This is a genomic window from Streptomyces violascens, from assembly GCF_014649955.1.
GTDB classification, from domain to species: Bacteria; Actinomycetota; Actinomycetes; order Streptomycetales; family Streptomycetaceae; genus Streptomyces; species Streptomyces violascens.
The window spans coordinates 185,611-211,654 of record NZ_BMUA01000014.1 but is presented as its reverse complement, the minus strand read 5'-3'; the positions used below and the strand labels follow the sequence as shown (position 1 = coordinate 211,654).

16 protein-coding genes, 1 tRNA gene and 1 riboswitch are annotated in these 26,044 nt (G+C 73.0%); of the genes, 7 read left to right on the top strand and 10 right to left on the bottom strand.

Annotated features, from left to right (window positions below):
- Window positions 1-447: 447 nt before the first annotated feature.
- Window positions 448-1,014 (bottom strand): MarR family winged helix-turn-helix transcriptional regulator, encoded by a 567-nt coding sequence (locus IE206_RS25910; RefSeq protein ID WP_053725975.1) that lies wholly within the window; start codon window positions 1,012-1,014, stop codon window positions 448-450.
- Between the two features lie 154 nt (window positions 1,015-1,168).
- Here IE206_RS25910 and IE206_RS25905 point away from each other — a divergent pair, with 154 nt between their 5' ends.
- On the top strand, window positions 1,169-2,449 hold the full coding sequence (locus tag IE206_RS25905) for an MFS transporter (RefSeq protein ID WP_189966052.1): 1,281 nt from the start codon (window positions 1,169-1,171) through the stop codon (window positions 2,447-2,449).
- Here IE206_RS25905 and IE206_RS25900 read toward each other — a convergent pair.
- Both IE206_RS25900 and IE206_RS25895 read right to left on the bottom strand, forming a co-directional pair.
- On the bottom strand, window positions 2,446-4,083 hold the full coding sequence (locus IE206_RS25900) for an ATP-binding SpoIIE family protein phosphatase (protein WP_189966017.1): 1,638 nt from the start codon (window positions 4,081-4,083) through the stop codon (window positions 2,446-2,448). The two genes, IE206_RS25905 and IE206_RS25900, sit on opposite strands and share 4 nt — an antisense overlap.
- A gap of 137 nt (window positions 4,084-4,220) precedes the next feature.
- A complete protein-coding gene (locus IE206_RS25895; protein WP_226598970.1) occupies window positions 4,221-5,591 on the bottom strand; it encodes an NAD(P)/FAD-dependent oxidoreductase in 1,371 nt (456 codons plus the stop codon).
- A 327-nt stretch (window positions 5,592-5,918) separates the two neighbouring features.
- On the opposite strand from IE206_RS25895, the gene IE206_RS25890 reads away from it, so the two are divergent.
- Together IE206_RS25890 and IE206_RS25885 are read left to right on the top strand one after the other, a co-directional pair.
- Entirely contained in the window at window positions 5,919-6,728 is an 810-nt protein-coding gene (locus IE206_RS25890) for a TetR/AcrR family transcriptional regulator (protein ID WP_189966013.1), read from the top strand.
- A gap of 210 nt (window positions 6,729-6,938) precedes the next feature.
- The gene (locus IE206_RS25885; RefSeq protein ID WP_189966010.1) at window positions 6,939-8,942 is read left to right on the top strand and encodes a sigma-70 family RNA polymerase sigma factor; all 2,004 of its coding nucleotides are present in this window, start codon (window positions 6,939-6,941) and stop codon (window positions 8,940-8,942) included.
- A gap of 8 nt (window positions 8,943-8,950) precedes the next feature.
- On the opposite strand, the gene IE206_RS25880 is transcribed toward IE206_RS25885, so the two are convergent.
- Both IE206_RS25880 and IE206_RS25875 read right to left on the bottom strand, forming a co-directional pair.
- A complete protein-coding gene (locus IE206_RS25880; RefSeq protein WP_189966007.1) occupies window positions 8,951-12,160 on the bottom strand; it encodes an AfsR/SARP family transcriptional regulator in 3,210 nt (1,069 codons plus the stop codon).
- Between the two features lie 317 nt (window positions 12,161-12,477).
- A complete protein-coding gene (locus tag IE206_RS25875) occupies window positions 12,478-14,637 on the bottom strand; it encodes an asparagine synthase-related protein (protein ID WP_189966005.1) in 2,160 nt (719 codons plus the stop codon).
- Between the two features lie 793 nt (window positions 14,638-15,430).
- Between IE206_RS25875 and IE206_RS25870 the strand changes: the two genes are divergently transcribed.
- The 4 genes from IE206_RS25870 to IE206_RS25855 all read left to right on the top strand — a co-directional run bounded on the left by IE206_RS25870 (window position 15,431) and on the right by IE206_RS25855 (window position 20,946).
- Entirely contained in the window at window positions 15,431-16,846 is a 1,416-nt protein-coding gene (locus IE206_RS25870; protein ID WP_161245700.1) for an NsdA family TPR-like regulatory protein, read from the top strand.
- Between the two features lie 110 nt (window positions 16,847-16,956).
- A complete protein-coding gene (lhgD, locus tag IE206_RS25865) occupies window positions 16,957-18,159 on the top strand; it encodes an L-2-hydroxyglutarate dehydrogenase (RefSeq protein WP_189966003.1) in 1,203 nt (400 codons plus the stop codon).
- Window positions 18,160-18,625: 466 nt separating this feature from the next.
- Window positions 18,626-19,426 carry a tRNA (guanosine(46)-N7)-methyltransferase TrmB gene (trmB, locus tag IE206_RS25860; RefSeq protein WP_189966001.1) on the top strand — a complete coding sequence of 267 codons (801 nt, stop codon included), beginning with the start codon at window positions 18,626-18,628 and terminating at the stop codon, window positions 19,424-19,426.
- A gap of 47 nt (window positions 19,427-19,473) precedes the next feature.
- Window positions 19,474-20,946: a PrsW family intramembrane metalloprotease gene (locus IE206_RS25855; RefSeq protein ID WP_189965999.1), complete on the top strand. Its 1,473-nt coding sequence runs from the start codon at window positions 19,474-19,476 to the stop codon at window positions 20,944-20,946.
- Here IE206_RS25855 and IE206_RS25850 read toward each other — a convergent pair.
- The 5 genes from IE206_RS25850 to IE206_RS25830 form a co-directional block, all read right to left on the bottom strand.
- On the bottom strand, window positions 20,938-21,882 hold the full coding sequence (locus IE206_RS25850) for an aldo/keto reductase (RefSeq protein ID WP_189965997.1): 945 nt from the start codon (window positions 21,880-21,882) through the stop codon (window positions 20,938-20,940). The genes IE206_RS25855 and IE206_RS25850 overlap by 9 nt on opposite strands.
- Window positions 21,883-22,011: 129 nt before the next feature.
- The gene (locus IE206_RS25845; RefSeq protein WP_373300981.1) at window positions 22,012-23,082 is read right to left on the bottom strand and encodes a M23 family metallopeptidase; all 1,071 of its coding nucleotides are present in this window, start codon (window positions 23,080-23,082) and stop codon (window positions 22,012-22,014) included.
- Between the two features lie 11 nt (window positions 23,083-23,093).
- A riboswitch (cyclic di-AMP (ydaO/yuaA leader) is annotated at window positions 23,094-23,234 on the bottom strand.
- 243 nt (window positions 23,235-23,477) lie between these two features.
- On the bottom strand, window positions 23,478-24,599 hold the full coding sequence (locus IE206_RS25840; RefSeq protein WP_189965995.1) for a PP2C family protein-serine/threonine phosphatase: 1,122 nt from the start codon (window positions 24,597-24,599) through the stop codon (window positions 23,478-23,480).
- A 362-nt stretch (window positions 24,600-24,961) separates the two neighbouring features.
- On the bottom strand, window positions 24,962-25,747 hold the full coding sequence (locus IE206_RS25835; RefSeq protein ID WP_189965993.1) for a MerR family transcriptional regulator: 786 nt from the start codon (window positions 25,745-25,747) through the stop codon (window positions 24,962-24,964).
- Window positions 25,748-25,859: 112 nt separating this feature from the next.
- Window positions 25,860-25,933, bottom strand: a tRNA-Met gene (locus tag IE206_RS25830).
- Window positions 25,934-26,044: the final 111 nt, after the last annotated feature.

The window sequence follows — 26,044 nt, the reverse complement described above, 5'->3', positions numbered from 1 at the left end:
GTGTTCCCGACTCTATCAGACTCTTTCGTGTCCGATTTCCTCGGCGCCTTTCCGGTTCTCCCTCTCGGGTTTCCCTTTCCGGCGGTTCCGACTCTATCAGATCCTTTCGGTCCCGATTTCCGGTCTCCCGGAGCCAAGTCGGCTTGTCTTCCCGGTTGTTCGGCCGTTCCGACTCCCGAACTCTAGCGGATTTTCCCGGCAACCCGTAATCGGGTCTTCCGGGCCCGATCGAAATGAATTCGGCATGCCGAAAACACTCCCGGTCGGGAGATCGTGCTGAGTTGGGTGGCCGCAGAATCTGCGGCGGATGGTTGTTGCAGAACCGTATCGGCTCCGCGACAACTCGAAGAACCTTACGGATCGAGGAGGGGCGTGTCAACCCAGGCCCCTGCTCCTGTCCACTGGTTTTTCAGTGCACGTCTGCCGGGCGAAGCCGGCCGGTCGAGGTCAGTCGAGGTCGGTGAGGCGTCCGCCCGCGTCCGGTTGGGCGTGCTCCACCCGGCGGAGCAGGCGGATCAGCATTTCGCCGAGGAGGCCGCGCTCCTCGGCGGACAGGTCCTGGAGGAGGTCCTCCTCGAAGTCGGAGGCCATGCGCATGGCCTCCAGCCACTTCGTACGGCCCTCGTCCGTCAGCTCGACGATGACGCGTACCCGGTTGTTCTCGTCGCGGTCCCGCGTGACCAGGCCTTCGCCTGCCATGCGGTCGATGCGGTGCGTCATCGCGGCCGGGGTCAGGCCGAGGCGCTTGGCGAGTTCACCGGGGCCCAGGCGATAGGGCTCGCCCGCCAGGAGCAGGGTCTTGAGGACCTCCCACTCCGCGTTGCTGATGCCGAGGGCGGCGACCTGGCGGCCGTACGCCACGTTCATCCGGCGGTTCAGACGGCCCAGCGCCGAGACGACCTTTTCCACCTGGGGGTCGAGGTCGCGGTACTCCCGCTGGTACGCGGCGATCTGCTCGTCGAGGGTCGGCTCCTGGGGGCCGTCGGGCTCGGCGGGCTCGGTGGTCTCAGCCATGTCGCGAGTATGGCACGGGGTCCGTTGGCGTCTAAGTCCTTGAGTGTGTATTGTTAAGGATCTAATTTTAGCGTTGAAGTCTTCAGAGCTGAGCCCTTCAGGTTCAAGTCCTCCAAGCTTCCAGACCCCAAGGTGGTGAAGTGTGACCAAGGCGATGGGTGCAGCGATGCGCCGGATCCAGGCAGGTAACGCGCTGAGCGCGTTTGGACTCGGGTTCACCGTTCCGTACCTCTATGTGTACGTGGCTCAGGTGCGGGATCTGGGTGCGACCACGGCCGGTGTCGTGCTCGCCGTCTTCGCCATGGCCGCGCTCGTGGTGCTGCCGTTCACCGGCCGTGTCATCGACCGGCGCGGGCCGCTGCCGGTGCTGGTCGGCGCCGCGGTGCTGGCCTCGGCCGGCGCGCTGAGCATGGGGTTCGCCTCCAGCGTGCCCGCCGCCGTCGCTTCGGCCGCGCTGCTCGGTGCCGGGACCGCCGTCATGCAGCCGGCGCTCGCGACGATGATCGTCTGGTGCTCCGGCCCGGCCACCCGCACCCGCGCCTTCGCCATGCAGTTCTTCCTGCAGAACCTCGGGCTCGGCATCGGCGGGCTCATCGGCGGCCAGATCGTCGACGAGAGCCACCCCTCCAGCTTCACCCTCCTCTTCTCCATCGAAGCGGTGATGTTCCTGGTCCTCGCCGGGATCGCGGGCTCCGTGAGGATGCCGCGTTCGGCGGTCCTCTCGGACGCGCGTCCCAAGGGTGAGCAGGGCGCCGGCGGCGGGATCCGCACGATCCTCGGGCACCGGGCCATGGTGCAGCTGTGCGTCCTGGGCTTCGTGTTGTTCTTCGCCTGCTACGGGCAGTTCGAGTCGGGTCTTGCCGCGTACGGCACCGAGGCCGCCGGGATCCAGCCCTCGACGCTCGGGATCGCGCTGGCCGCCAACACGGCCGTCATCGTGGTCGCGCAGTTCCTGGTGCTGAAGTTCGTCGAGCGCCGGCGCCGCAGCCGCGTCATCGCGTCGGTCGGCCTGATCTGGGCCGTGGCGTGGATCGCGGCCGGTTACGCCGGGCTCGGGCACGGCAGCCAGGCGATGGCGACCGCCGCGTTCATCTCGACGTACGCGCTCTTCGGGCTCGGTGAGGCGATGCTGTCGCCGACCGTGGCGCCGCTGGTCGCCGATCTGGCGCCGGAGTCGATGGTCGGGCAGTACAACTCGGCGTTCGCGCTGGTCAAGCAGCTCGCGCTGGCTGTCGGCCCGGCGGTCGGCGGGCCGATGGGTGCCGCGCTGCACGGCCCGTACATCGTGACGTTCGTGCTCTTCTCGCTCGGGATCACCTTCCTCGCGCTGCGGCTCGGCAAGAAGCTGACGCTCGCGCAGGACCATCCGATGCTCGCGGCCAAGTCGCGCGTGGTCGCGGTGCACAAGCCCGAGCAGGCGCCCGCCAACGCCTAAGAAGGCAGCGCGAACTCGCACCACACCGCTTTGCCGCCGCCCGGTGTGCGGCGCGAACCCCAGGACGAGGCGATCGTCGCGACGATCGAGATGCCTCGTCCTGCTTCGTCTGCGGGGTCGGCGCGGCGGCGGCGCGGCAGGTGGTCGTCGCCGTCGGTCACCTCGATGATCAGGCGGCGGTCGGTGCGGCGGAGTCTGAGGCGCATCGGAGGGGAGCCGTGCTGGAGCGAGTTGGCCACCAGCTCGCTCGCCGCGAGAACGCCCAGGTCGCGCAGCTCCACCGGGAAGCGCCACGAGGCGAGGACGCCGGAGGCGAACGCCCGGGCGCGCGGGGCCGCTTCGATGCCGCCCAGCAGGTCGAGCGCCGCGTTGTGGAAGAGCTCGGCAGCAGGTCCCGTACGGGCCGGGTGCTGGCAGACCAGGACCGCGACGTCGTCGTCGTGTTCGGCGGTGACACCGAGCGAGCGGATCAGGCGGTCGCACACCACCTGCGGCGTGCCGACCGCGCCGGACAGCGCCCGCTCCAGGGCGGCCACGCCCTCGTCGATGTCCTCTTCCCTGCGCTCGACCAGGCCGTCCGTATAGAGGACGGCGGTCGAGCCGGGCGGCAGGGCGATCGTGCCCGAGGTGTGGAGCCAGCCGCCGGTGCCGAGCGGGGGGCCCGTCGGGTCCGCGGCGCGGTGGACGGTGCCGTCCTCATGGCGTACGAGAACGGGCAGGTGGCCCGCCGACGCGTACACCAGGCGGCCCTCGTTGGGGTCGTGCACGGCATAGACGCAGGTGGCGATCTGGCTCGCGTCGATCTCGGCGGCCAGGCCGTCCAGGAGCTGGAGCACCTCGTGCGGGGGCAGGTCGAGGCGCGCGTACGCCCTGACCGCCGTGCGGAGCTGGCCCATCACTGCGGCGGCGCGCACCCCGCGGCCCATCACGTCGCCGATGACCAGAGCGGTGCGGCCTGCGCCGAGCGTGATCACGTCGTACCAGTCGCCGCCGACCGCCGCGTCCTTGCCGCCGGGCTGATAGGTGGCGGCCACCCGCAGGTCGTCCGGCTGCTCCAGCTCCTGCGGGAGCAGGGAGCGCTGGAGGGTGACGGCGGTCTCGCGGTGGCGGCGCTCGCTCGCGCGCAGCCGCTCGGCGGCCTCGGCGTGGTCGGTGACGTCGGCGGCGAAGACGAGCACGCCGCCCTCGTCGTGGCCGGGGATCTCGACCGGGCTGCACGTCACCGTGTACGAGCCGGCGGCCTGGGTCTTGCGGGACTTGACCGTACGGGGCTTGCCGCTGCGCAGCACCTGGTCCATCAGCGGGAGCAGGCCGAGCTCCTCCAGCTCGGGGAGCGCCTTGGCGGCCGGGGCGCCAAGCGGGCGGGGTCCGAAGGCCGCGGCGTAGGCGTCGTTGACGTACGCGACGCGGTGCTCTGGGCCGTGCAGGAGCGCGACCAGGGCGGGGAGCTGGCCGAGGATATCGCGCACGGAGAGGTCGTCGAGGGCCAGGGCCTCGGCCGCATCGTCCGGCCAGGGCTGCGGCCCGGATTCACCGCGGGCCGCGGGCACGGAGCCCCGGTCGGCGCGGTCGGTCCGTGCTGCGGCGCGGCGCGGCGTACCGGGGAGCCGGGCGCTCCAACGCGTGAAGTTCACGGTGTTCCAAGCCTCGTGTGTTGCTGCGGGTGCTGTGCTGCCGGTCCTGGTGCGGTGCTGGGTCGCTGGATCACTCTGTGCAGGTGTGGGCCCACCTATGGTCACACGCCCAGTGTGACGGACCGCACTGACAACCGTCAGTTCTCCTGCGGGGCGGGCCCCCTGGCGGGCGGACCGCCGCCGGCCGCGATCTCGAACTCGGCGCGCGGGTGTTCCAGCGAGCCGAGCGAGACGATCTCGCGTTTGAAGAGCCCGGCGAGGGTCCATTCGGCGAGCACGCGGGCCTTGCGGTTGAACGTCGGGACGCGGCTCAGGTGGTAGGCGCGGTGCATGAACCAGGCCGGGTAGCCCTTGAGTTTGCGGCCGTAGACGTGGGCGACGCCCTTGTGCAGGCCCAGCGATGCGACCGAGCCGGCGTACTTGTGCCGGTACTCCTTGAGCTCTCCGCCCCGTACGGACGCCGCGACGTTCTCGGCGAGGACCTTCGCCTGGCGGACGGCGTGCTGGGCGTTGGGCGCGCACTCCTTGCCCTTCTCCTCCGAGGTCACGTCGGGTACGGCGGCCGCGTCGCCGGCCGCCCACGCGTGCTCGGTGCCCGCCACGCGCAGCTCCGCCGTGCACGTGAGGCGGCCGCGCTCGTTCAGGGGCAGATCGCTGGCGGCGAGGATCGGGGCGGGCTTGACGCCGGCGGTCCACACGACGGTGCGGGTGGGGAAGCGGGCGCCGTCGCTGAGGACGGCGACCCGGTTCTCGCAGCTGTCGAGCCGCGTCTGAAGGCGTACGTCGATGTTGCGGGCGCGCAGCTCGCGGATCGCGTACCGGCCCATGTCCTCGCCGACCTCGGGCAGGATCCGGCCGCTGGCCTCGACGAGGATCCACTTCAGGTCCTCGGGCCGGATGTTGTGGTAGTACCGCGCGGTGTAGCGGGCCATGTCCTCCAGCTCGGCGAGCGCCTCGACGCCTGCGTAGCCGCCGCCGACGAAGACGAAGGTGAGGGCCGCGTCGCGGATCGCGGGGTCGCGCGTCGAGGAGGCGATGTCCATCTGCTCGATGACGTGGTTGCGCAGGCCGATGGCCTCCTCGACGGTCTTGAAGCCGATGGCGTAGTCGGCGAGGCCGGGGACGGGCAGGGTGCGCGAGATCGAACCCGGCGCGATGACGAGTTCGTCGTACGCCAGCTGAATGGCTCCGGTGCCGTCTTCGGGAGAGGCGAGGGTGGTGACGGTGGCGGTGCGCTTGGTGTGGTCGATGCGGTCGGCCTCGCCGATGACGATGTGGCACTGGTCCAGGACCCGGCGCAGCGGGACCACGACATGGCGCGGGGAGATGCTTCCGGCCGCCGCCTCGGGCAGGAACGGCTGGTACGTCATGTAAGGGTCGGGGGTGACCACGGTGATCCGGACGGCGCCGCTCTTCAGCTCTGCCTTGAGCTTCCGTTGCAGGCGCAGCGCCGTGTACATCCCGACGTATCCGCCGCCGACCACGAGAATGCGCACAGGTTCTGTCACCACCCCATGACGCAACGGGCCCCGGGCTTTGTCCACAGGCCCGACAAATTGTGTGACTGGAGGGAACTGCTGTGGCGGGTGGCGCATTCTTCGCGCGGCGATGACAGATGCGCAGGTCAGAGGGTGAGTGACACGTGACGGCCCGGGTCCGATTCGGTCAGGTTTCGTTCCTTGGTCCGATCGGGGGGCACACCGTGCGGAAGAACCTCTTCTGAATTGACTCCGGCTCAACTATGTTCGTATCCCGTCGGGGTGTCGGGTTAGGGACCGGTCCCCGGCTGTCAGGGCGGGGAGTCTCCGGGGGGAGACGTTATTACCGGGGGATAAATGCACATTCAGGACTCTCATTGGCAGACCGCCGTCGCGGCTTCCGACGGAAACGGTCGCGTGGGTACGGGTCCGGGCGCGGGCGGATCGCGTTCCGCGCCGCTGCGGGTGGATGCCCAGCGCAACCTTGAGCACGTGCTGCGCGCGGCACGTGAAGTGTTCGGCGAGCTCGGCTACGGGGCGCCGATGGAGGACGTGGCGCGCCGCGCCAGGGTGGGTGTGGGCACCGTCTACCGGCGGTTCCCGAGCAAGGACGTCCTGGTGCGGCGGATAGCCGAGGAGGAGACCTCGCGCCTGACCGACCAGGCCCGCACGGCGCTCGGCCAGGAGGAGGAGCCCTGGTCGGCGCTCTCCCGCTTCCTGCGCACCTCGGTCGCCTCGGGCGCCGGGCGGCTGCTTCCGCCGCAGGTGCTGCGGGTCGGCGTCGGCGCCGAGGAGACCGACGGCGTACGTCCCGAGGGCCCGCGGTCCGACGGCGTGCGGGACGGGCTCGACGAGGCGCGGGTGCCGCAGCAGCGTCAGGTGGGCCTGTCCGAGCAGGGCTCCGGCTGGGGCCGGGTCATCGAGCAGCGCACGGCGCCCGAGGCGGAGCTGGACGACGCGGGAGCGGCCGAGCTGCTCGACGTGGTCGGGCAGTTGGTGGACCGGGCGCGGGCGGCCGGTGAGCTGCGCGGTGATGTGACCGTCGCCGATGTGCTCCTGGTGATAGCCACCGCGGCGCCCTCGCTGCCGGACGCCACACAGCAGGCAGCGGCCTCGTCACGGCTGCTCGACATCCTCCTCGAAGGGCTGCGTTCGCGACCGTCCTGAGGATCAACTCGCCTCTGCTGAGCGCCAGTTGGGGCCTGTGATGACCGCTCCCGAGCCTCCGAGTCTTCCCCGAACGGGTGACGGGTAGTGCTCGGGTGCGGCAAGTCGCCCCGGATGAGTGGTTGCCGGGTTTGAGACTCGGCTCCGCTTGTGCTCTGTGGCACGCTTGCCCGGTGTCCGGGTCTGAGCGTGCTTACGGGAGCTTCCGCGATGGGCGTTGAAGAGCGGGACGAGTCGCGCTCGGGCGGCGGCCCGGAATCCGGCGGCCCTGACGGCGGTCTTCCGCCGCGCCAGGTGCCGAGCCAGGGCGGCCCGGGAGGCGGTTCGCCGGCCGGGCCCGCACCCGTTCCGGGACAGCCCCGCGGGGATTCCGGTTCCGAGTCCGCCACGGAGCTCGGCGGGACCGTGCTGCCCGGGCCGTGGGGGCCCATGGACGGCGTCGGGGAGCCGGGCGCGACCGTGCCGCCGCAGCGCGAGGGCGGCCTGCGCGACGGCGCGGCCCTGGGGATCGCCGGGGCCGGGCAGTCCGACGCCGACCTCATCCACGCGATGCGGACCGGCGACGACAGCGCGTACGAGGAGCTGTTCAGGCGCCACTCGGACGCGGTGCGGCGCTACGCCCGCAGCTGCTGCCGCGACGCGCACACCGCCGACGATCTGACGGCGGAGGTCTTCGCGCGGACGCTTCAGGCCGTACGCGGCGGGGCCGGCCCCGAACACGCCGTGCGCGCCTACCTGATGACCACCGTGCGCAGGGTCGCGGCGTCCTGGACGCGGACCGCCAAGCGGGAGCAGCTGGTCGACGACTTCGCGGTCTTCGCCCAGCAGTCCGCGCGCGCGGCCGAGGTGTCCGACGACGACACCATCGACCTCGGCGCCGACGTGCGGGCCATGCACGAGGCCGAGCAGACCCTGGCCATGCAGGCGTTCCGCTCGCTGCCCGAGCGCTGGCAGGCGGTGCTCTGGCACACCACCGTCGAGGAGGAGTCGCCCAGCGAGATCGCGCCGCTGTTCGGGCTCACCGCCAACGCGACCGCCGTGCTGGCGAGCCGGGCCCGCGAGGGACTCAAGCAGGCCTACCTCCAGGCCCATGTCTCCAGCGCGCTGACCTCCGGCGGCGACTGCGCCCGCTATGCCGACCGGCTCGGCGCGTACGCGCGGGGCGGTCTGCGGATGCGGGCCGAGCGCGGGCTCAACAAGCATCTGGACGAGTGCGCGAAGTGCCGGCTCGCGGTCGTCGAGCTCCAGGACGTCAACGCCGGGATTCCCGCGCTGCTTCCGGTCGCGGTCATCGGCTGGTTCGCCACGGGGTTCTCGCTCAAGGCCGCCGGAGCGGTGGCGGGCGGCGCCGCCGGGGCCGCGGGCGCGGGTGCCGCCGCCGCGGCGACGGGCGGCAGTTCGTCGGGCGGAACGGCGGGGGGTGCCGCGGCCTCCGAGGGGCTCGGCGCCCCGGCCAAGGCCGGCATCGCCGCGGCGGTGGCCGTCGCGGTGGCGGCGGGTGTCGTGTTCGCGCTGACCGGCCACGACGCGCCGGCGCCCAAGCCCGACGCGAAGCCGCCCGCGGTGGCGCCCGTCGTACCGCAGAAGCAGCCGCCGCCCTCGCCGCCCGAGGCGCCCGCGCCGAAGCCCGCGCCTCCGGCTCCGCCCGCGCCGAAGCAGCCGGCCGCCCGGCCGAAGCCGCCCCCGCCCACGCATCCCCGGCCCACGCCGCCCCGGCCGGTGCCGCCGCCCAAGCCCACCCCGCCGAAGCCGACGCCTCCTCCCCCGCCGCCGCCCGCGCCGACCGTGTTCCAGGTGAACCGTCTGCGGTACGGCGTCCTCGGCGACGGCACCGAGCCCGAGGTGCGGCTCGGCGAATCCAGCTGGCTGTGGCAGCGCTCGGGCATGCGCATCGGCGAGCACCGGTATCCGCACGGGGTGACCGTGCACGGCCGGTCCTCGGTGACCATCGACCTCAACCGCCAGTGCCGTTCGTACGACGCGTACGCGGGCGTGGACGACCTGACGATGGGGCTCGGGGCGGTGCGGTTCTCCCTGTACGGGGATGGGGCGAGGCTCTGGCAGTCCCCGGTGGTGCACGGCGGCGACCCGGCGGTGCCGGTGCACGCCGACATCTCGGGCCGCAGGACGATCCGCCTCGTCGTCGAACCGGCGGGCCCGTTCGGCGGGTCGACGCTGGCGGACTGGGCGCAGTCAGCGATCAGCTGCGGGTAGCTCGGGGCTCAGCCCCCGGTGACCGCGTCCAGGAGCGGCGGGACCTCGGCGGGGGCAAGCGCCGAGCCGGCCGAGCTCTCGGCCTCGTACGCCTTCGGTGTGAGCGCGTCGCGGGCCCGTGCCGTGATGGAATCCTCCATCGCCTGCTCCGGCACGGACCGCGGGATTCCGGCGCGCCAGGCCGTGGCCGCCGCCAGGACCCGTACCGCGAGCGCGTGCTCGTCGAGGTTGCCGAGGAACTGGGCCGCGCGCCCGGCGAGATGGGCCAGGACGATCTCGGTGCACTCGGTGGCGGCCGCCGTGCGCAGGGCGTCCGCCATGGCCCGCAGGCCTGCGAGCGGGCCCGACTCTGCGGCGGCGATCCGGGCGCCCAGCGCGTCGAGCAGCGCGGCGAAGTGCGGGGGAAGCGGGCCCGTCATGGCGAGTGCAACGGCCTCTTCGCGCAGGGCGCGGGCGGTGGCGGGCTCATCCCGGTCGAGGGCGATGGTGGCGAGCAGCACGTCGATGTACGCAGTGGCGTCGCCGACCCGGTAGCGGTCCGCCTCCGCCGAGGCCTCGGCCAGGAACTTCTCGGCGGAGTCCAAGTCGCCGCTGCGGTAGGCGAGTTCGGCGACCCGGGTGATGAGGAACGGCGCCTCGTGGTGGGCGCCCACCTCGCGGGCCAGTTGCAGCGCCTCCTCGTAGGCGGGCCGGGCCTGCTCGGGGCGGCCGCGCATCATCGCGGCCTCGGCGGCGGCGCTGGCCACCTGGGCGCGCATCCAGCGGTCGCCCACGCGGCGTCCGAGCTCGCGCAGTTCGGCGAGGTCGTCGTCGATGCCAGCGAAGCCGCCGGGCGTGTCGATGGCCATGTGCGTACGGAACATCAGGGCCACTCCGGTCGCCCATGCGTCGCCGTGGAGGCGGCAGTTGGCGACGACCGCGTCGATCGACTCGCGCACCAGGGCCGGGGTGTCGGTGAAGAACGTGGTGAACGGCCAGAGCAGCCCCGGGAAGCGGGCCGCCTCGGGCCCGCCGGCCTCGAAGGCCTTCCGGAGCTGGACTAGGCGGTCCTGCACGACCGGGGTGTCGAGTCCCTCGCGGGGGTGGGCGTCGGAGAGCAGGAAGAACCGGAGCAGATCGAGGTGGAGCCTCGGCCAGTAGCGCGGGTCGGACTCGTCGGTGGCCGCGGGTGACAGTTCGGCGACGGCGAGACCCCAGGCGGCGCCCTCGGTCCGGTAGTTGCGCAGCCACCAGAACCAGCCCATGGCCAGGGCGAGTTCGGTGGCGGCGACCTCGTCGGCGGTGGGCGGGGTCGTCGTGCGGCGCAGTACGGCCCGGATGTTGTCGAGCTCGGTCTCCAGGCGGCCGATCCAGGGGAGCTGCTCGCGCGAGCGGACCCTGGGTTCGGCACGGCGGGCGAGCTCGCGGTAGTACGCGGTGTGGGCGTCGGCGGCCTCGCGCAGCACCTCGGGGGTCTCGGCGGCGCGCTCGGCGGCGTATTCGTGGATGGTCTCCAGCATGCGGTAGCGCATGCCGCTGCCGTCGGGCGCCGGGACCGCGATGACCAGTGACTTGTCGACCAGGGCGGCCAGGTCGTCGGTGGCGCCGCACACCGCCTGGGCGGCGGCGAGGTCCCAGCCGCCGGCGAAGACGGAGGCGCGGCGCAGGACGGCGCGTTCGGTTTCGTCCAGGAGGTCCCAGGACCAGTCGACGACGGCCCGCAGGGTCTGCTGCCTCGGCAGTACGGTACGGCTGCCGCTGGTGAGCAGGCGGAAGCGGTCGTCGAGCCGGTCCGCGATCTGACGTGGCGTCAGTACACGGAGTCGCGCCGCGGCCAGTTCGATGGCGAGCGGGAGTCCGTCCAGGCGGCGGCAGATCTCGGCGACGGCCTCGGGGTCGGCGTCCGGGTCGAAGTCGGGGCGTACGGTGCGGGCGCGTTCGGCGGACAGGCGGTGGGCCGGGACGGGCGGCAGCGGCTCGACCGGGCGGACCGCCTCGCCGGGCACGCCGAGCGGTTCTCGGCTGGTGGCGAGGATACGGAGCCGGGGGCAGCGGGTGAGGAGCGTCTCGGCGAGGTGTGCGGCGCCGTCGATGACGTGCTCGCAGTTGTCGAGGACGAGCAGCGTGTCCGGGCGGCGGGAGAGGTCGTCGACCAGGCGGGCGGTCGGGTCGTCGTGACCGGGTGCCTGACCGGCCTGCGGCAGCAGGATCGTCTCGCGCAGGCCGAGCGCGGAGACCACGGCGCCGGGGACGGCCTCGGGGTGGTCGAGCGGCGCGAGCTCGACGAGCCAGGCGGCCGCTTCCGACCCCGCCGCGGCCCGTTCCGCGAGCCGGGTCTTGCCGGTGCCGCCGGGTCCGGTGAGCGTGACGAGCCGCGATGCCCCCAAGTCGTCCCGGATCAGGGCGAGTTCCGGCTCGCGGCCGACGAAGGAGGTCAGGCGGGGGCGGAGGTTGCCTTCGGCGGGGCGGGAGGCTTCGGGAGGGTGGGCAGGGCCGGGGGTGCCGGTGGCGGGGCGCGCGGGGGCGGCCTCCAGCAACTCGGCGTGCAGAGCCGTCAGTTCGGGGCCCGGGTCCGCTCCCAGGGACTCCGCCAGGGTGCGGCGGGCCTTCTCGTACGCGGCCAGGGCGTCGGCCCGGCGGCCCTCGTTCCTCAACGTACGGATCAGCTGGGCGTGCAGCGTCTCGTCGTACGGGTGTGACGTGAGCAGTTCCGTCAGTTCGGGGAGCAGTGCGCTCGTGGCGCCTAGCCTCAGGTCGGCCTCGATGCGGTTGCGCTGTGCGGCCAGGCGCTGGGCTTCCGGGCGTACGGCCGCGTCGCGTTCGGGGAGGTCGGTGAGGGCTGGGCCCCGCCACAGGGCAAGGGCGGCGCGCAGGGTCCGGGCGGCGGACTCCGGGTCGCCCCCGTCCAGCTGGGCCGCGCCCTGTGCCGCGCAGCTCTCGAACTCGTACAGGTCGATCGCCTCGCGCGGGGCCGTCAGCCGGTAGCCGGCGGGGCCGGACTCCACGGCTTCTCTGCCGAGGTTGCGGCGGAGCCTTCCCACCAGGGCCTGGAGGGCCGCGGGAGCGTCCTGTGGGGGATCGCCCGCCCATACGTCGTCGATCAGGGTGGGTACGGGTACGGGGCGGGGGGTGCGCAGCGCCAGCGCGGTCAGCAGGGTGCGCAGCCTCGGCCCGCCGAGGGGTATGGCGGTGCCATTGTCGTCGCGCGCCTCGGTGGCGCCCAGGATCAGGTACCGCACGGTTGCCATTCTGGCGGGCTTTGCGGCTGCGGGGGGAATCGTTTTCCTCGGCGGGGCGATTCGGGGGGCGGCGGAGGGGGGCTTCCCACCCGCCCGTTCCGCCCGCTGCCAAGACGGGGGACCGGTGGGTGGTGCCGCGTTCACCGGCATCCGCGGGCCGGTGGCACGACGCCCGCCTGCGCCGGGGCCGCCTCGCCGTCGGCGGCCGACCGCTGATGGGGCGCCCCTGTGCAGTTGGCTTCGCCATCGGCCGCCGCCGGGCAGTGGCGCGGAAGCCCGCCCGCCATCGACAGCCACCTGCCAGGAGGCGGGGCCCCTCAGGACCGCAGGGTAGGCCGCTTCGGCGGAGTCACTCCCCCCGCCACCGCCCGCTGCCTCGGCGCTGCCGTGCCCGTCCAGCAGGTGCCTCGGCGGGACAGCAGGCGCCGTAGCCACAGTTCCGTCGAGATCAGGTCTGCCAGGCCGTCCAGGGGGAGGGGTTCGCCCGCGGCCGCCGCGCGCAGCGCCTTGCGGACCGTCCGGGCCTCCACCAGGCCCGCGTCCGCGAGCAGTGGGGCTTCGAAGAGGGAGATCAGCGGGTCGGCCGACTGGCGCAGGCCCGCTCTCGCGGCGGCCGTCGAGGGGGCGTGGGAGGGGGCGCCCCAGCCGGGGGGCAGGTCGCGGACCCCGGATGCCGAAAGGACCGTACGCAGGATCGTCGCGCGGGCGCCCGGCTGGACCCGCAGGGATTCCGGCAGGGCCCGGCACGCCCGTACCACCTGGTTGTCCAGGAACGGTGCGTGCAGGCGCTGGCTGCGTACCTCCGCGGCCTGTTCCAGGATGCGGTGGTCCGCCGCGTAACGGGCGAGCGCGGCCGACGCGCGGGCCTCGCCCGGGCGCTGCGACGGCGCCGGGCGCGTCGCCGAGGCCATCAGGCGAACCGATACTTCGGCGAGTGCCTCCCCGGTCAGCCAGCGGGCCGCCGGGCCGGGACGCGTCCATGACAGTGCGGCGAGCGAGATCGACAGCGGGCTCGCCACCTCGTCGAGGCGGGGCGCCCCCCTGCCGTCCGCCGCCGACGCCCGCAGCGCGTCCGCCGCCGATTCGATCCCGGTTCGGTAGGGGGTCCGGGCCAGTCGGCGGGCCGCCCTGTAGACGGTCAGGGGGACGAACAACGAATGCGCTGTCGGGCCTCCCGCCTTTGCCAGGGCCGTTGCCGGGCGGAGCAGGTGACGGCGCTGACGGTCCATCAGCAGGTCTGCCAGGCGTGCCGGATGGGCGTCCAGGACCTGGCGGGCGCCGCTTCCCGTGAAGTGGTCCGCACTGCCCGACAGCAGGCGGCGGCGGTGGCGCGGGGCCGCGATCAGGGAGGGCCCCGGCTCGTCCGTCAGGGGGCCCTCCAGGTCCGCGTACGGCAGGCACTCCTCGCCTCCCGTCACCACCACGTGGTGCAGGCGGGGGTTGGCCGCCATCGCTCCGGCCCGTTCCAGTTCGGCCTGGCGGCCCGCGCCCGGGACCGTGAGGTCGTTGAAGGTGACGGCCAGGAGGCGTTCGCCCGCGCCCGTGCCGTGGCCGAGCACCGTGCCCGGCACTCCGGGCAGCCCGGCCGCGAGCAGGGCGAGGGTCGCGGAGGCGGGGCCTCCGGACAGGTCGGCTCCTATGCCGGGGGCCGGGCCCCCGCGGGCGGCGCGCCGCTCGGCCGGGCCCATGCCGGGGACCGGGCCGGGGTCGGGCGGCAGGGTCTCGGGCGCGTGCCGGGGCGCGGTGAGCCTGGCCCGTACCGCCGAGACCAGGGCGTCGCGGACGCCCTCCACCGCGGCGGCGGGCGCCAGTTGGGGCGCGGCCACCGCGAGCGAGGCGACCGGCTCGTACCCGGTGATCTCACGTGAACCCTCGCGCAGGACGAGCGCGTGGCCGGGCGGGATGCGGCGCACGCCCGCGTACGGGGTGGAGTCGCCGAGCGCCTCGGGCACGTCGGGGCAGGCGAGGAGGGCGGCGAGGTGGCCGATGTCGAGCTGGGCCTCGATGAGGTCGGCGAGCGGAAGTGCCGCCGTTCCATAGGCCGTTCCGCCTGCCCAGGGGGTGTAGAAGACGGGCCGGGCGCCGGCCAGGTCGCCGACGACCGTGACGCGGCGGGCCACTTGGGCGACGGCCGTGTAGCTGCCGGGCCACGCGGAGAGGTGGCGCAGCGCGCCGCCGCGCGCGGCGAACAGGCCGACCCTGAGTTCCTCGTCGGTGGCGGCGCAGCAGCCCAGTACGGCGAGGCGGGTGTCGGCGCCGACGCTGACGATGCGGATCTCGTCGGGGCGCCAGTCCCCCACCGCCCACAGTGGATCCGGGTCGCCCCACAGGAGCTGGGCGCCGACGGGGTGGACCGTGCGTCCCTCGTCGGGCTCGCCGACCGCGCCGGCCGTGCCGGCCGTGCCGTATCCGCCCGGACCGTAGCTGCCCGCGCGGAAGCTTGCGGCGACGCTGCTCCACCCCACCAACCACCGCATCGCGCCTCCACAGGCTGTGGACAACTCGTGGACAACCTCGGGCCGGCCTCGATATGACGACCCGTCAGAATGCTCGGCGCTGGGGCTCAGCACCGGGCTCGCGTACGGGCCGAAGGAGGCCGGGACCCCATGCTGCCACGACAACGGCGCCCCGGAGGGGCTACGGGTAGCGGGCGCAAAAAGTGAATGCGCCCCCACGGGTGGCCGATTGGCACCGCTCCCGGGGCGTGCGGGACCCGCCATCGGTGATCGGCAACCGACTCCGGGGCTTTCGATCGAGGGGCGATATCCAGCCATTCTCGGGGCGCGGCGGGCTCGTCACACCCGCCTCCGGAGGCCCTCAACACACAGTCCGGGAGGCGCTGTTCGCCTCCCGGACCGGTCCGCCGCCCGCGGGGATTGAGGCGGCGGTGTCCCCCAGCCCACTGGATCCATGCAGCGGGCCGACCCACGCACCACACATGGAAGCGCTCCCCTGGTGGGCCCGCGAGAGCGCACGGCCGGGCGCACGGCCACACGGCGGGAGCGCGGCGGCGGCCGGTCCCGCCTCACCCCCGGCGCAGCGGTCCGGCGATCGCCGCGCGCCCGTGGGTGTCAGCAACTGTTCGTACGGAAAACAATCTCGCCATACGGAAGACCGCCTCTTAACGGTCGGGATGCGGCGAACTACGCTGTGTTTACTGCTGTTCCCCGCGAGCGGCATATTCCCGGGGGTTCGGCCACGTGCTTTTGCGGCCGACGATCCGGACACCACACCGCCCGGGGGGACGCCGTCTGTGTCGAGGGGTGGCGCATGTCCAGGGAGCAACGCGGGCCGAACGAGAAGCTCGGCACCGTTCTCGCCCTCGCGGGAATAAGCAATGCGGGCCTGGCGCGACGGGTCAACGACCTCGGCGCGCAGCGGGGCCTGACCCTTCGCTACGACAAGACCTCCGTGGCCCGATGGGTCTCCAAGGGCATGGTGCCCCAGGGCGCCGCGCCCCATCTCATAGCGGCGGCGATCGGCGCCAAGCTGGGCCGGCCCGTCCCGCTGCACGAAATCGGCCTCGCGGACGCGGATCCGGCCCCCGAGGTCGGGCTCGCCTTCCCGCGCGACGTTTCGGAGGCCGTGCGCTCGGCGACCGATCTGTACCGGCTGGATCTGGCCGGGCGGCGGGCCGGCGGCGGCATCTGGCAGTCGCTCGCGGGCTCGTTCGCGGTCAGCGCGTACGCCACGCCCGCGTCCCGCTGGCTCATAACGCCCGCCGACTCCTCGGTCGCCCGCAGCATCGACCTGACCGACCTGCCACCGCTGAAGGTGGGCCACAGCGATGTCGCCAAGCTGCGCGAGGCGGCCGAGGACGCCCGCCGGTGGGACTCCAAGTACGGCGGCGGCGACTGGCGTTCGTCGATGGTCCCCGAGTGCTTACGGGTCGACGCGGCCCCGCTGCTGCTCGGTTCGTACAGCGACGAGGTGGGCCGCGCGCTGTTCGGCGCGACCGCCGAACTGACCAGGCTCGCCGGGTGGATGGCCTTCGACACCGGCCAGCAGGAGGCCGCCCAGCGCTACTACATCCAGGCGCTGCGGCTCGCCCGCGCCGCGGCCGACGTGCCGCTCGGCGGCTACGTCCTCGCGTCCATGTCGCTCCAGGCCACTTACCGCGGCTTCGCCGACGAGGGCGTCGACCTCGCGCAGGCCGCCGTCGAACGCAACCGCGGCCTCGCCACCGCCCGCACCATGTCCTTCTTCCGCCTCGTGGAGGCGCGCGCCCACGCCAAGGCCGGCGACGGGCACCCCGCCGAGGCCGCCCTGAAGGCCGCCGAGGCCTGGCTGGAGCGCTCGCGCGACGGCGACTGCGACCCGTCCTGGCTCGGCTTCTACTCCTACGACCGCTTCGCGGCGGACGCGGCGGAGTGCTACCGGGACCTGAAGGCGCCCCGGCAGGTGCGCCGCTTCACCGAGCAGGCGCTTTCGCGGCCGACCGAGGAGTTCGTCCGCTCGCACGGGCTGCGGCTCGTGGTGAGCGCGGTGGCCGAGCTGGAGTCGGGCAACCTGGACGCGGCATGCGCGGCGGGCACCCGCGCCGTCGAGGTCGCGGGCCGCATCTCCTCGGCCCGTACGACCGAGTACGTCCGCGATCTGCTGCACCGCCTGGAGCCGTACGGGGACGAGCCGAGGGTCGCCGAACTGCGCGAGCGCGCCAGGCCGCTCCTGGTGACCCCGGCGTAGACCCCTCTACCGGACGTTTACCGGGATTGTCAGTGGGTCAGTGCAGTATGTGGTGAGGGGGTCCGGGGCCGTCCTCCGGGAAAGACACGACCGGGGTGGGAGGTGTGTGGGTGACGACGTACGACTGCGATGTCCTGGTGGTCGGCGGCGGGATCGTGGGTCTGTCGACGGCGTACGCCCTCACGCGGGCCGCGCCGGGCACGCGCGTGGTGGTCCTGGAGAAGGAGAGCGGCCCCGCCCGGCACCAGACGGGGCGCAACAGCGGGGTCATCCACAGCGGCATCTACTACAAGCCGGGCTCGCTCAAGGCACGCTTCGCGGTGCGGGGCGCGGCCGAGATGGTCGAGTTCTGCGCCCGGCACGGCATCGCGCACGAGGTCACCGGCAAGCTGATCGTGGCCACCGAGCGCGCCGAGCTGCCCCGGCTGCACGCGCTGGTCCAGCGCGGCCGCGAGAACGGCATCCCGGTGCGCGAGCTGGGCCCGGCCCAGATAGCGGCGTACGAGCCGGAGGTACGCGGGCTCGCCGCGATCCACGTCGGCACGACGGGGGTGTGCGACTACGGGGCGGTGGCGGCCCGCCTCGCCGAGCTGTCCGGCGCGCAGGTGCGGTACGGCGCGGAGGTCGTCCGCATCGACCGGCGCCCCTCGCTCGGCGTCGCCGTACGCACGGCCGACGGTACGGTGCTGCGCGCCCGGGCCCTGGTGAACTGCGCGGGCCTGCACTGCGACCGGGTGGCCCGGCTCGCGGGCGACGATCCCGGGGTGCGGATCGTGCCCTTCCGCGGCGAGTACTACGAGCTGGCCCGGCCCGGTCTGGTCAAGGGCCTGGTCTACCCGGTGCCCGACCCCGCGTTCCCCTTCCTCGGTGTCCACCTCACCCGGGGTGTGGACGGCTCGGTCCACGTCGGCCCCAACGCGGTGCCGGCCGCGGCCCGCGAGGGCTACGACTGGCGTACGGTCCGCCCAGCCGAGCTCGCCGGCACCCTGGGCTGGCCCGGCACCTGGCGGATAGCCCGCCGCCATTGGCGCTACGGCGCGGGCGAACTGCACCGCTCCTGGTCGAAGCGGGCCTTCACGGAGGCGGTCCGCCGCCTGCTCCCGGTGGTGGAGGAATCGGATCTGCGCACGGCCCCGGCCGGGGTGCGGGCCCAGGCCGTCCTGCGGGACGGCACCCTGGTGGACGACTTCCTGATCCGGGAAACCCCGAGAGTGGTGCACGTCCTGAACGCCCCGAGCCCGGCGGCGACGGCGTCCCTCCCGATCGGCAGAGAGGTGGCAGGAAGGGTGCTGGCGTCCCTGCCGCACCCGTGACCCCACGGCACGCTCGCGCGGTTCCCCGCACCCCTGAACCGGCCGTCGCCCGCGGGCTGTGCGTGGTCCTCGCGCAGTTCCCCGCGCCCCTAAACCCGCCTTCACCCGCAGACCGTGCGTGGTCCTCGCGCAGTTCCCCGCGCCCCTGAGGGTTTCAGGCGCCCGAGGCTGACGGGGGCCTGCCTCTGGGGTGCGGGCTCCGGGCGTGCTGCTCAGGGGCGCGGGGCTGTGACAATGTGCGGCTCCGCCGCATGGGCGCGACCGGACCGCCCACAACCCGCGCCCGACCGCAAAGACGCGGAAGCGGTCCGCCCCGAAGGGGCGACTCGGGGCCGTGGGGCCGAGCCCCGCTGGACGACCGCGCCACCACCAGCACCGCGAAGCGAAGCCGCACACCCTCCGACGCCAGCACCGCGAAGCGAAGCCGCACACCCTCCGACGCCAGGGTCGTAGAATTGGGCGCATTGTGTCTGAGCCACTCCGCACCCCCGAAGAACCCACCCCGGCAACCCCCCGGGTCCTTCCGCGCGACAAAGCGCCCCGCTTCCCCGGCGGCCCGGCGGCCGACCCCGCCGGATCCCACCACGAACGCAGGATCCGCAGCTTCCAGCCCCGCCGCAGCCGCGTCACCACCGGCCAGGGCGAGTATCTGGAGCGGCTGTGGCCGGTGTGGGGCTTCGACATCGACGGGCTGCGCAAGATCGACCTGGGCGAGATGTTCGACGGCCTTCCCGTCGTCCTGGAGATCGGCTTCGGCATGGGCGAGGCCACCGCGCAGATGGCCGCGGACGACCCCGCCACCGGCATCCTCGCCGTGGACGTGCACACCCCCGGCCAGGGCAACCTCCTCGGCCTGGCAGAACGCGGCGGCATGAGCAACATCCGCGTGGCCAACGGCGACGCGATCATCCTGCTGCGCGAAATGCTGGAGCCGGAGGTCCTGGACGGGCTCCGGGTGTACTTCCCGGACCCTTGGCCCAAGGCGCGCCACCACAAGCGCCGCCTGATCCAGCCCGAGTTCCTCTCGCTGGCCGCGACGCGGATGAAGCCCGGCGCCGTACTGCACTGTGCGACGGACTGGGAGGACTACGCCGAGCAGATGCTCGAAGTCCTCGACGCGCACCCCGACTTCGAGAACACGGTGGAGGGCGGCGGCTACGCGCCGCGGCCCGCGTTCCGGCCGCTGACGCGGTTCGAGGGGCAGGGACTCGACAAGGGCCACGTGGTGCACGACCTGCTGTTCCGACGCGTCGGGCACAGCGGGTAGTGCAGGCACCGTCGCGGATTGTCAGTGACCCTCGTTAGGGTCGTCTGGTGTCCTTCGAGTCGCTTCCGCATCGCCCGCATCCCGGGCAGGCGCCCCAGCAGGCCGGGCCGGCCCTTCCCGCCCGGCCGGTTCCGGCGTGCGCGGACGAGCCCCGGTTCGACGCGGTCCCGCCGGACCGGTCGAAGTGGCGCTACCGGCCGCGCCGCGATTTCTGGCGTTCCAAGGCGGTCCGCGCGGGCGCGCTGATCACCCTGCTCGCCCTGTGCGGCCTGGTCATCCTCGCGCTCGTACGGGAACAGACCGGCACCGAGGGGTTCCTGGTGGGCCTGGGGCTCGCGGTGCTTCCGGTGCCGCTGCTCGGCGCCGCGTTCCGCTGGCTGGACCGGGTCGACCCCGGGCCGTGGCGCAACCTCCTGTTCGCCCTGGCGTGGGGCGCCTGCGCCGCCGCCCTGGTGGCGATCATCGCCAACTCGTTCGCGACGCGCTGGATAGCCACGGCCACCGCCGACCCTTCCTCGGCCGACCATCTGGGCGCCAGCGTCATAGCCCCGATAGTCGAGGAGAGCGCGAAGGCGGCGGCCGTCCTGCTGCTCTTCCTCTTCCGCAGACGCGACTTCCAGGGGATCGTCGACGGCGTGGTCTTCGCCGGTTTCACCGCGACCGGCTTCGCCTTCACCGAGAACATCCTCTATCTGGGCAACGCGTTCGGCGAGGACCAGGCAAGCCACAGCGCGGGCCTCGCCTCGACGACGGCCGCGACCTTCTTCGTACGGGTCGTCATGTCACCGTTCGCGCACCCGCTGTTCACGGTGCTCACCGGCATCGGGTTCGGCGCGGCCGCGCTCGCGCCGCCCGGCAAGCGGCTGCGCCGCGTGGTGTTCCCGCTGGGCGGCCTGGTGTGTGCGATGGGCATGCACGCCCTGTGGAACAGCTCGACGCTGTTCGGGGTGTACGGCTTCTACATCGTGTACGGGGCGTTCATGGTGCCGGTGTTCGGGCTGCTCACCTGGCTCGCGATCTGGAGCCGACAGCGCGAGCTGCGTACGGTCGCCGCCGAGCTGCCTGCCTACGCCGCGGCCGGCTGGCTCGGGCCCGCGGAGCCGCTCGCACTGTCCTCGATGGCGGCCCGCGCGGCGGCCCGCGACTTCGCGCACCGCACCTTCGGGGGGAAGCCGGCGGCTCGGTCGGTCGCCGAGTACGAGGCGTTCGCGACCGCGCTCGCCTTCCTGCGGCACCGTGCCTACCGCAGCGCGGGCGCGGTAGGCCCCGGCCCCGACTTCGCGGCCCGCGAGCAGGAGCTGCTCCACCATCTGTGGGAGCGCAAACCGGTCGCGGGCCCGGCGCTGCTGTACGCGGCAGGGGCCACGGGCCGCATCTGGCTGCCCCCGCAGCCGGGCCCGCCGCACCCCTACACCCAGCACGCGCAGTTCGCGCCGTACGTTCCCTACGTTCCGCAGGTTCCCCACGGGCAGCCGGGCCCGGCCGCGGGCCCGGCGCCGTACAACCCCTACCTACGCTGAGGCGGCCGTCAGCTCCGAGACCTGCGCGTCGGTCAGCTCCAGGTCGGCGACCGCGAGCAGCGCCGGGAGCTGCTCGACGGTACGGGCCGAGGCGATGGGCGCCGCGACGGTCGGCCGGGCGGCCAGCCAGGCCAGCGCCACCGTGGCGATCTCGGCGCCGGTCTCCTGGGCGACCTTGTCGAGCGCGGCGAGCACCTTGCGGCCCCGCTCGGTCTCCAGGTGCTCGCCCGCGCCCTCGGCCCGCTGGCTGTTCACCGACTGGCCCGGCCGGTACTTGCCGGTGAGGAAGCCCGAGGCGAGCGCGAAGTAGGGGACGGCGGCCAGGCCCGCGCGGGACGCGGTCTCCTGGAGCGCGCCCTCGTATGTGCCGCGCGAGACCAGGTTGTAGTGCGGCTGGAGCACCGCGTACTTGGCGAGGCCCTCGCGGTCGGCGAAGTCCAGGGACTCCTGGAGCCGCTCCGGGCTGATGTTGGAGGCGCCGAGCGCGCGGACCTTGCCGTCCCGGACCAGCTGGTCCAGGGCGGTGACGATCTCCTCGACGGGGACGGAGGGGTCGTCGAAGTGCGTGTAGTACAGGTCGATGTAGTCGGTGCCGAGGCGGCGCAGCGACTCCTCGACGGCGGCCTTGATGTTGGTCGGGGCCAGGCCCTTGTACCCGGGGTGCGCGCCGACCTTGGTGGCCACGACCACGTCGTCCCGGTTGCCGCGGGCGGCCAGCCACTTCCCGATGATGGCCTCGGACTCGCCACCGGAGTTTCCTTCGCTCCAGGCGGAGTACAGGTCGGCGGTGTCGACGAAGTTGCCGCCGCCGTGGGTGTAGGCGTCCAGGACGGCGAAGGACTGGTCCTGGTCGGCCGTCCAGCCGAAGACGTTGCCGCCGAGGGAGAGGGGGAAGACGGAGAGGTCGGAGCTGCCGAGCGTACGGAGAGAGGTCATGGGTTGATCAACTCCCTTACGGGGGTGGCTATTCCGGGCCACCCCCACCAACACCCCCTGGTCCGCTCCAGCAGGGGAGGCCCCAGCCACCCACGGTCCGCACCCGGACGACCGCGCCCCCAGCCCGCCTCAGGGATTCAGCCCCTTCGACTGGAGCCAGGTCATCGGGTCGATGCCCGTGCCGGACGGGGTGTGGACCTCCAGGTGGAGGTGCGGGCCCGTCACGTTCCCGGTCGCGCCCACGCGACCGATGACGTCACCCGTCGACACCTTCTGCCCCACACTCACCGCAAGCGACGACTGGTGGCAGTACCAGAGCTCACTGCCGTCATCCAGCGTGATCACCGTGCGGTAGCCGTACGCCCCGGCCCAGCCCGCCGACTTGATCGTCCCGGAGTGGATCGCCTTGAGCGGCGTGCCCGTGGGGGCGGCGAAGTCGAGGCCGGTGTGGTGGCCGGAGGACCACATCGAGCCGGCCTCGCCGAAGGTGGAGGTGATCGTGTACGAGCCGACCGGCAGCGAGTAGCTCGCGGCCAGCTTGGCGAGCCGCTCCTCCTCCGCCTTCTTGGCCGCGGCCTCCTCGGCCGCCTTCTTCTCCGCGGCGGCCTTGGCGGCAGCCGCGTCCTGCTTGGCCTTGGCCTCGGCGGCCGCCTTCTCCGCTGCGGCCTTCTGCGCGGCCGCCTTCGCCTCGGCGATCGCACCGGCCTTCTGCTGCTCGGCCTGCTCGAGGATGCGGGCGCGAAGCGCCTCGCCCGCGTCGGTGACGCCCTGCTCGGCCTCGCTGGTGGACAGCCCCGTCATGGTGAGCGGCGAGGCGGCGATCTTCTGATCGGCCCTGGCAGCGGCGGTCTTCGGAGCGTCCGGGCTGTCGTGCGAGACCAGCTCGCCGACGCCGGGCAGCGACCCGAGGTCGGGCAGGTTCTCGGATATGGAGTCGGGCAGCGATATGGAGACCAGCGGCTTGGTCTGCGCGGTGGCCATGCCACCCGCGCCGACCGCGGCGATGACGCCGACGCCCAGAACCGTTGAGCTGCGGGCGAGCCCGCCGCGCTGCTTGGCCACCCGGTGCCGGCCGCGTACCGGACGCACGGACTCCTCGGTCGGGTCCCACTCCTCCCAGCTCTCGGTCTCGCCGGGTACATCCCCGTAAAGCGAAACAGGAGGCATGGGGGTGTCGAGGGCAGGCTCGTTGGACGCCACGAAGGCGTGCTCCTTTCCTTCCTTACCGCCTACCGGGTTAGCTGACGGGTTCGGAGCAGGAAGGTCTCCTACGAGCGCCCATGACGGACGTCCGATTCACCCCAAGTTTGGTGGTTCCCCGGTTCCCTCGCGGGATTCGGCGCATGCGCACGGTGCCGCCTTGGCGGCGGCTGGGACGACCGCGCTGCGTTATCGAACGTTAATAGACAGCGGGGGCGGATTCCAAGCCGTTCCCATTGATCGTTAACGGTCCTGGCCGGGACTTAGTACCCCATAGTCGGTTCAAATCGGGCGAGTTGACAGCCCCTCAGGGTCACCCTCGCCACACCCGCATTCTGACGGTGTGTCAATTGTTATGCGCAGCGACACCCTTCGGGCACACACCGTCACGCCCTTCACTTCACGATCTTGACCGTGCGGCGCCGCTGCGGCTGGCCCTCGGCCGGGCGGGCCACCGCGAGCAGCGCCATGTCGTCGTTGGAGCCGCCGCCCGTGTAGCGGCGCACGTCGTCGACGAGCGCGTCCAGGAGCTCCTCCGGGCCGGGGAAGATCGCGCCGCGCAGCCGGGTGCCGGGGTCGTAGAAGACGCCGGAGCCGTCGCGCGCCTCGGACAGGCCGTCGGTGTAGAGCAGCAGCGTCGCCCCGGGCGGGAAGGGGCGCACGTCCGCCCGGTCCGGCCACACCCCGAGGTCCGCCATGCCGAGCGGCAGTGCGGGCTCGGACGGCACGAGCATGTCGAGCGAGCCGTCCGCCCGCAGCATGAACGGCTCGGGGTGCCCCCGGTTCACCAGGCGTACGGTGCCGTCTCCGCGCGGGATCTCGGCGAGCAGCGCGGTGGTGAACCCCTCGACCGCGTCGAGCCGGTCGCGCCGGGTGCCCTCGCGGGCCAGCGCCCGCTCCAGGCGCTGGGTGACCGCCTCCAGGGAGGACTCCTGCTCGGCGGCCTCCCGGAAGGCGCCGATCACCACGGCGACGGCCTCCACCGCCTGGAGCCCCTTGCCGCGTACGTCGCCGACGATGAGCCGGACCCCGTACGGGGTGTCCTGCACGGCGAAGAGGTCCCCGCCGATGAAGGCGTCCGCCTGCGCGGCCTCGTACCGCGCGGCGACATCGAGCCCGCCGATGCGGGCCGCCGGTGTGGGCAGCACGGCGCGCTGGGCGGTCTCCGCGATGACGCGCTGGGAGGCGAGCTGTTCGCCGCTGCGGCGCAGGATGCGGTTGATGACGAGGGCGAGCGCGCCCACCGTGAGCACGGTGAACAGCTCGCTGGACCCTTCGCCGAGGTTGGGCAGATCGTGTATGAACCAGAGCGCCACGACGGCGGCCAACGAGCCGAGGCCGACGAAGGCGGTGCCGCGGCTCGAGTAGAACGGGGCGGCGACGACCGGCGCGCCCGCGAACAGCGCGGCGGCCGTCAGGTCGGGCGGCGTCGAGGCGTCGAAGACGAAGCCGACGACGATCAGCAGTACGGGTAGCGCCCGTACCAGGCGCCTGTCGCCCTCTGCTCGCTGCCGCACCCGTCCAGCCTGGCGCTTCCCGGCTCCCCCGGCGACTCGGCGCGCCCAACCGGGGCAGTCAGTGGCGGCGGCAGCGGTGGGGCCCCGGGCGTCCCCGGGCACAGCTTCCCCTGGTGTGGCGATGGTTGGCACCCTGATCGGGCACGCACGGCAGCTCGGCCCAGCCGCCGCGATTCAGGCGGCAGCCGTGCGCCGGGCCCGCGGATCCGGCGGCCGACACCCCCTTGACGGGGAGGGGCTCCCCCAGCTCCTCGCAGCCGCTCAGCAGCACGCTCACGGCGAGCAGCAACACGACAGGCACCTTCCGCCGTGTCCCCACCCGTGTCCCGGTCCTCGTACGCTCACTCATGGCGCACGCGAGACTACTCCTCGCACGCACCCCCGGCGTCCGGCCCGTCCGTGAGGTGCCGCTCGGCGTACACCGTCAGGCCGTCCCGCACGAAGGCCGCGGTGCCCTCGCCGTGCTTGTCGTAGTTGACGCCGAAGCGCGGGTCGTCGACGTACATCCGGCCGAGCCCGATGACGTACGACCTGCCGACGCTCGCCGTGGTGGACAGCCAGGCGACATGGCGCCGCGCGATGTCCTGCGCCTCGTCGCCGTCGACGGCGAGACCGGCCGCGTGCGCCCGCCCCCAGTCCCGGGCGATGTCCTCGTGCTCCTTCAGGAACCCCTTCTTCTGCTGGTCGGTGAGCGAGCGCCACCAGCGGTCGCCCTTCTCGTAGGCATCCCGCCCCCAGCGCCGGCTCACCTCCTCCTCGTACCGGGTGTGGTCGAAGCCGTCGAACACTTCCTCCGCCATGAGCTCCTCTCCCTTCTCGGTCTTGTGCAGGGTGGTCCGCACGGACGCGATCTGCCGCGCGATGCGCTCGCGCTCCTGTTCAAGGAGGCGCAGATGGGTCCGCAGGGCGGCCGCCGGATCGCGCTCGCCCTCCAGGAGCTCGCCGATCACCGGCAGCGAGAGCCCGAGCTCCCGCAGGAGCAGGATCCGCTGGAGTCTGACCAGGGCGTTCTGGTCGTAGTAGCGGTATCCGTTGCTTCCGATGCGGCTCGGGGCGAGCAGGCCGAGGTCTCCGTAGTGGCGGAGAGTGCGGCTCGTCGTCCCGGCCTTCTTGGCGATCTCCTGGATCGACCACTCCTTGCCGTTCACATCGACCAAGCTAGATCTTGACGATGCGTAAAGGTCAAGGCGCGTTTCGATGGACGGAGGGAACGCGAAGAGGCCCGGCACTTGATGACAAGTGCCGGGCCTCTTCGTTCAGTAGCGGGGACAGGATTTGAACCTGCGACCTCTGGGTTATGAGCCCAGCGAGCTACCGAGCTGCTCCACCCCGCGTCGGTAAACACAACTGTACGCCATTCGGAGGGGTGCTCCGAACCATTTACCCCGCGCCCCTCAAGAGGCGCGGGGAACTGCGCGGCCGGCCACCGACGGCCCGCAGTCGAC